General features: G+C 67.0%; 6 protein-coding genes and 1 pseudogene. 4 read left to right on the top strand and 3 right to left on the bottom strand.

Annotated elements, in window-relative coordinates:
- Positions 1-21 precede the first annotated feature (21 nt).
- The gene (locus tag ACIBLA_RS36450; protein WP_399201046.1) at positions 22-1,227 is read left to right on the top strand and encodes a bifunctional class I SAM-dependent methyltransferase/NUDIX hydrolase; all 1,206 of its coding nucleotides are present in this window, start codon (positions 22-24) and stop codon (positions 1,225-1,227) included.
- Between the two features lie 223 nt (positions 1,228-1,450).
- Here ACIBLA_RS36450 and ACIBLA_RS36455 read toward each other — a convergent pair whose 3' ends face one another.
- Positions 1,451-2,038 (bottom strand): 2'-5' RNA ligase family protein, encoded by a 588-nt coding sequence (locus tag ACIBLA_RS36455; protein ID WP_363243993.1) that lies wholly within the window; start codon positions 2,036-2,038, stop codon positions 1,451-1,453.
- 253 nt (positions 2,039-2,291) lie between these two features.
- Here ACIBLA_RS36455 and ACIBLA_RS36460 point away from each other — a divergent pair, with 253 nt between their 5' ends.
- Both ACIBLA_RS36460 and ACIBLA_RS36465 read left to right on the top strand, forming a co-directional pair.
- Positions 2,292-2,696, top strand: a complete 405-nt coding sequence (locus ACIBLA_RS36460; protein ID WP_399201047.1) for a hypothetical protein — start codon at positions 2,292-2,294, stop codon at positions 2,694-2,696.
- 235 nt (positions 2,697-2,931) lie between these two features.
- Positions 2,932-3,462: pseudogene (locus ACIBLA_RS36465) on the top strand (maleylpyruvate isomerase N-terminal domain-containing protein); the annotation flags it as partial.
- Positions 3,463-3,542: 80 nt separating this feature from the next.
- On the opposite strand, the gene ACIBLA_RS36470 reads toward ACIBLA_RS36465, so the two are convergent.
- Together ACIBLA_RS36470 and ACIBLA_RS36475 are read right to left on the bottom strand one after the other, a co-directional pair.
- Complete coding sequence (locus ACIBLA_RS36470; protein ID WP_399201048.1) at positions 3,543-3,815, bottom strand: helix-turn-helix domain-containing protein; 273 nt, start codon at positions 3,813-3,815, stop codon at positions 3,543-3,545.
- Positions 3,816-4,413: 598 nt separating this feature from the next.
- Positions 4,414-5,604 (bottom strand): cytochrome P450, encoded by a 1,191-nt coding sequence (locus ACIBLA_RS36475; protein WP_399201049.1) that lies wholly within the window; start codon positions 5,602-5,604, stop codon positions 4,414-4,416.
- Between the two features lie 232 nt (positions 5,605-5,836).
- On the opposite strand from ACIBLA_RS36475, the gene ACIBLA_RS36480 reads away from it, so the two are divergent.
- A complete protein-coding gene (locus tag ACIBLA_RS36480) occupies positions 5,837-6,175 on the top strand; it encodes a hypothetical protein (RefSeq protein ID WP_399201050.1) in 339 nt (112 codons plus the stop codon).
- Positions 6,176-6,270: the final 95 nt, after the last annotated feature.

Consider the following 6,270-nt stretch of genomic DNA (forward strand, 5'->3'; position numbering starts at 1 on the left):
CACGCCCACCGAGGAGGCACCGTGCCCGCCGAGGACATCAACACCCAAGCCTGGACCGTCTACGGCCAGCGCCAACTGGCCCGCGCCTACACGCCACCCATTCCCCACCAGATGGCCTGGGCACCCTGGGAGGGGGTCGGACCGGGAGCTGAAATCCTTGGTGACATCAACGGCCGCCGCGTCCTGGACATCGGCTCCGGGGCCGGCCACCACGCCGTCCATCTCGCCCAGGCGCACGGCGCTCACGTCACCGGCATCGAGCTGTCCCCGCCCCAGCACGAACGCGCCGCCTCCACCCACGCGGACATTCAGGGTGTGCAGTTCGCGCAGGGAGACGTGGCCGACTACCTCGCCGGGGCCGAACCGTTCGACGCCGCGTACGCCATCGGCACGCTGGCGTTCATCGACCCGCACAGAGCACTGCCGGCGCTGCGCGAAGGTCTGCGCCCCGGCGCGCCCCTGATCCTCTCGCTCCTGCACACCGACCTCCACGGCCACGGCCCCTCCACGGAAGTGGCACCGCGCGAGCAAATGATCCTGCTCCGCGACGATCCGCCGCTTCCGACCCAGATGTGGATCCTGGCACCGCAGTTGTGGGAGGACCTGCTCATGGAGTACGGCTTCCGCGTCGAGGCCGTCGACCTGCTGAACCACCCTGATGAGAACGCCCCGGTCATCCAGCAGCTCATCCGCGCCCGCCGCCTGCCGGATACTCCAGTACGGGTTTCCAGCCGCCCCCGCAGTAGCAGACCACCGGTGGCGCACGCGGCCGTCGGTGTCGGAGCCATCCTCCTCAGTGAGGACGGAATCCTGTTAGGCCGCCACCGTCGCGGCACCCTCGAACTACCCGGCGGAACAGTCGAGGCCCGGGAATCCTTCGAAGCCGCGGCGGTCCGCGAACTCGGCGAGGAGACCGGCCTGATCGCCCGCCCCGGCGACGTCACACTCCTGGGCACCCTCGTCGACCACGTCGAAGGTGTCCTGCGGGTCACCGTCGGCGCCCTCGTCCACGCCTGGCGGGGTCAGCCGGCCACGCAGCCCGACGAGAGCGTCGGCGAATGGGCGTGGCACCCTCTCGATCAACTTCCTGACGGCCTGTTCGTGTGCAGCGCACAGATCCTCACCGCGTGGCAGCCCGAACTGCCCATCGACCACACACCCGCGCACTTCACCCCCTTCGCCCACGGCACACGGGCCACGACAACGACGGTGGACGGCCTCGGATGACAGCCAACGCCGGCTCGAGTCTGTGACGCCACTGCGACGACGAATCACTGCTTGCCGACGGCGTACTCGCGCAGCACCGCGCAACTGGGGCACGCACACAACGCGGCGGGCGGCAAGAGGCTGGCACGCGGCCGTGGAACCACCGACGCCGGACTGTTAGGGCCGCGCACGTCATCCAGAGGGCACAGACGTCGCGGAGGCCAGTGACTACCAATTCAAGGAGTTACCGCAGTGGAATTCTGTGGATTGTTGTCCAGGTATAGCTATTACCGCGTCTTCGTAGCTCGACCAGCTGAACGTTGTCCATCCGCATCAGCACAGGGGGCAGACTACGCAAGGGAGAAAGATCCGCGCGCACAGCGTCTGCCGACATGGGGCGATTGCAGTAGGCGATGCCGATGTGCGGTCGAAGACTGGCAGCACTTCGGTCTTGAGAAACACCATGACGTTTTCCGGCCGCGCCGAGGGCAGTGTGCAGCTCTAGGATCGGATCCCAAGGAGCGACGCTGTAGCGAATGGCACCAGTGGACGCCGTAAGAGGGACAGCAGCAAGATCGAAGCTCGCGGGAACCAGGTCACGTGCTGCGACGCCGAGGTTTCGAAGCGCGGTTTGAGAGAGAGTGTCGGCATCCCCGATACGCCCGAGCGTCAAGTGGAGGCCCGCTCGGTCCACAGCGTCGAAGCAGAGGTGACTTAGAGTTCTCTGGCACTCAAACACCTGGGCGATGAAGGGCTCCGAGTCGGGGATGAGCATCCAATAGAAAGCGCGCGTGTCGGGCCTCCAACCTGGGCGTTCCCAGTGGTTGACCATGTGCGTGACATCGGCGAACGCTTGCCAGTCGTGGGCAGCTACGGCGTGAGGGTCGTTGCTACGGGTCGGAGGTGTTGGCGGAAACGCTGTGGCTTCTGCGCGGTGTCGCACCTTCTGCTGTCCTCCCCGGCGTCTGTGTGTGCCGGGTCATCGTTGCAGATCCCACGAGCGCTCGGGTGTCGGGGGTAGTGCGCCACGCTGACAGCGTGTCCCTGTAGTCCTGGACGGCTGCAAGGCTTTCAAAGGGACGAGCGTGGAGAGCGAGGTCGGTTGCTCGCTGAACAACGGAGAGGATCGGAGGACCGCCGTCGCCGTCAAGTACCTGATGGCCAATGGACATGGCCTGCTCGACGTCTGGGTTTCGCCCCACAAGGAGGGCGGTGGCTACGTCCAGATTGACAAGGGCGTAACTCCAAGGGGAGTCGACCTCTTCGATGTGCCGGTTGATCTTTCCCGCATAACGCAGGACGTTCTCCGTGTCGTTGAGAGGCACATAGGCCGTGGCGGCGTTGGCAAGGGTCCGTGCGAGGCCGTAAGGCTCGAAGCTGATGCAGGAAGTAAGCCCTTCAGGCACGTGGTGACGACCGCTCAGTTCTTCCGCTGCGCCCACGGCGCGGTCGGCTCCCTTGCGGGAGCTCGCGGATTGACATCTAGTTGATGCGTCAAGCACTGACGCTAGTGTAGCGCATGCACACAAGACGCGGGATCGTGGAGCACCGCCGACCCGGGTTGCTGATCGGCTAGGACTTGTCCGGTCGATCATGTGCGGAGCCAGATGGTGAGGGCTGCGGCGGTTGCGGTGCCGAGGTAGATGTAGCGGCGTTTGTCGTAGCGGGTGGCCACGGCCCGGTGCTGCTTCAGCCGGTTGATGGCCCGTTCGACGGTGTTGCGTTTCCTGGCTGGCCGCGTCGACGCAGCTTCTGCTGGGCGCCCTGCGCACGGCGGGACCGGAGAGCGGTTGCTGGACGTGGTGGCCCGCGTCGCAGTCACCGCAGACCGCCGGCGGCACCGCCCGGCACCGGGTCCAGGAGACCGCGGTGCACACGTACGACGCCCAGCTCGCCGGGGGCGCCCCGCAGCCGCTGCCGGTCGAGCTGGCACTCGACGGTGTGGAGGAGTTCCTGTTCACCGTCTGCGCAACGCCGAGTGCCTGGCCGCACAAGCCCACGGCCTTCGACTTCCACGCCGCCGAGGGCCGCTCCTGGCGCCTCACCGTCGACGGCGACGGCGCACGCATCACCCGCATCCCCGCGCCCACCGCCGCGACCGGCGAGGACTCGGACGCAGTCGGCGCCTCCGTCCACGGCACGGCCAGTGAGCTGGTCCTCTATCTGTACGACCGGATCCAGGCCGACTCCTTGCACGTTGACGGAGACGCAGGGCTGCTCGACCTGCTCCGCGCCTGGGAGCCGGAGGAGAAGTAGGACGTAGCGGGGGCGGTTGGCCGCGCCTCGAGCCGGTAGGACACGACTCTTCGCCAGGTTCGTCAGTCGCGACACCGGGCTCAAACCCGCGAGGCGGCCTTGAAACTTCGGCGTGAACGGTTCCACGTAAGCATTCCTTCGCGGGCCGTGAAGGCGGCCGGAGTGAGACCAGTGCGGTCGCGGAAGAAGCGACCGAAGTTCGCGGGATCGGTGAAGCCGAGGTGGTCGGCCACGGACCGGGCATCCCATCGGGCGCTTCCCAGCAGGCGCCGCTCGTCGATGAGCTCACGCACTCCCTTGCCGGTGGCTTCCCGGGCGGCGCGGCTGAGGGTGCGGACCGAGCAGCCGAGCAACTCTGCGTGATCCGCGGCCCGGTGCAGTTCGCGGAAGTGCAGTTCCAGGGCGTCCGCGAACCGTCCGTAGGTGTCACCACGGCTTCTGCCGGCACTCGTGTCGGCGGGGGGTGATCCCGGGGGCGCTGGTGAGGCCGCAGCAACAGCGATTCGAGCAGGCTGCGCCGCAGGGCGTGGTGGACGTCAAGGGGGCGGCGCCCGAGTGCGCGGTGTTCGTCCAGAAGCTGGAGTGCCGTCTGCCGGAGCCAGGCGGCGTCGTCGGGGTGCGGGCTCAGCACGGCAAGAGCCTCGTGTGCGGTGAGCGGGGCCAGCAGGCGGGCGATGTCGGGCCGCAGCACGTCCGGTTCGAACAGGATGAACGGGCCGCGGGCGGCGCCGGGCGGGTGCCACGACTGAGTGTGTCCGGGACGTACCCACAGCCACTGGCCGGGGGCGACGCCCATCGGCCCCGACCTCCCGAGCAAAATCCGCACACTCAAGCCCGGCCCGGTGATCCCTGTCGCCGTAGGACAGGCATCCCAGCACCACCGATGGCAACTCGACATTCTTCACTGACCGTGCCGTAGACCAGGCAACACTCCGAGGACCTGGGGGCGGGTCACCAGGTGATGGGCAGTTCGTAAACCCCGTAGACCTGGTTGTCGTGCCGAAACGGGACGCCCTCGATGTCGGCCGCGAGCCGCAGGGTCGGGATGCGCCGGAAGAGGGTGCTGAACGCGACCTGGAGTTCCAGCCGGGCCAGCGACTTGCCCAGGCATCGATGGGCGCCGAAGCCGAAGGCCATGTGGTGCCGGGAGTCGCGCTCGATGTCGAGGCGGTCGGGTTCCTCGAAGGCGTCGGGGTCGCGGCTGCCGGTGTCGAGGACGAAAATCAGCCCGTCGCCGGCGCGAATGCGTTCCCCGGCGATGTCGATGTCTTCGAGCGCGATCCGGTTGCGGGTGTGGATGACACTGAGGTAACGCAGCAGCTCTTCGACAGCCGATGCGAGCAGCTTGGGATCGTCGGAGTCGCGCAGGAGTTCCAGTTGGGCGGGGTGTTCGAGCAGGGCGAGCGTACCGAGCGCGATCATGTTCTCGGTGGTCGCGTGGCCCGCGATCAGCAGCATCACTCCCATCTGCGCCGCTTCACTACGGGTCAGTTCCCCGGCCTTCACCCGTTCGGCCAGGTCGGACAGCAGATCGTCGGCTGGGGCGACGATCTTCCGGCCCATGAGGTCGTCCAGATAGCCGATCAGCTCGCGCCGGGCACGCCCCTGGGCCTCGACGTCCAGGGTGGCGATGATCTTGGCGTTGTTCTGGAAGAAGCCGTGGTCGCTGTAGGGAACTCCGAGCAGTTCGGAGATCACCAGCGAGGGCACGGGCAGGGCGAAGGCATCGACAAGGTCGACCGGTTTCGGTCCAGCCAGCATTGCGTCGATAGCCAAGTCAACGATCCGCTGGACGGCCGGTTGCAGCGCCTCCACTCGTTTGGCGGCGAAGGGCGCCGTCACCATGCGGCGCAGACGGGCGTGCTTGGGGCCGTCCATCACTACGAAACTCACGGGCCCGCCACCGGGAGGAAGCGGTATCAGGTGCGGGAAGCCTGGCTTGCTGATGTCGGCGCTGATCCGGGGGTCGTCGAGGAGGGCACGCTGTTCGGCGAGCCGGGTCACCAGCCAGGAGGTGCTGTCGTCCCACAGTCGAACCTTGGTGAGGGGGGCCTTCTTCTGCTGGGCGATCGCGGCCGGGGGCGGGTCGAATGGGCAGCCGGCCGCCCGGGTCATCGGGAAGTGCGGCACATCGCTGGACATGTGTCTCCTACAAGGGGGATGGGGTTGGGATCACGGGAGAGACCGTGTGCCTGTCAGCGCAGGTGGGAGTCGGCCTCCTCCGTTCAGAGGGGACTTCGGTTCATCGAGGGTGAGAGAGGAAAGGTGCACTTGACCTGCGAGGATGTGACTTCCTCGATCAAGTCCCCAGCAGAAGTCCAGATCGCGGCGATCCACCAGTGGTGAACCGCAGACCGGGACCTCTGGCCATGCCATGGCGACCACCGGATTTGAGCGGCGCGGACAGGGAGGGCCTGTGGCCGCTGAGGACTACGGCGCCGACAGCGAGAACGGCGACCACATCGACGACCCCTCCGAGGACGCCCTGTTCATGCTCATCAGCGACCTGAACGACGCGGACAACACCTTCGTCTTCATCCAGCCGGACGAGGACGAACCCGACTGGTTCGCCTCCGTTGCCGTGCTGGACGAGGGCCGCTACGAGGTCGTTCGGCGCGACACCGATCGCCGCGAGCACGACGTCAGCGTCGAGACCGCTATCCGCCGGATCGCGGGCGACCTCACCAAATGGCTGGCCGCCCGCACTACCTAAAACACGCCCTAGTGTCCTGCGCCTGAAATCCTGGCGATATATTTCGCTAACGAGTTGAGGATTTCGTCGGCGCTCTTGGTCCATGTGAACGGCTT

The organism is Streptomyces sp. NPDC050433, assembly GCF_044458565.1.
Taxonomy (GTDB): Bacteria; Actinomycetota; Actinomycetes; order Streptomycetales; family Streptomycetaceae; genus Streptomyces.

Bases quoted from the DNA above. Each gene is read 5' to 3' on its own strand.
- ACIBLA_RS36475 (WP_399201049.1), bottom strand. From the start codon at position 5,604: ATGTCCAGCGATGTGCCGCACTTCCCGATGACCCGGGCGGCCGGCTGC.
- ACIBLA_RS36480 (WP_399201050.1), top strand. From the start codon at position 5,837: ATGGCGACCACCGGATTTGAGCGGCGCGGACAGGGAGGGCCTGTGGCC.
- ACIBLA_RS36455 (WP_363243993.1), bottom strand. From the start codon at position 2,038: ATGGTCAACCACTGGGAACGCCCAGGTTGGAGGCCCGACACGCGCGCT.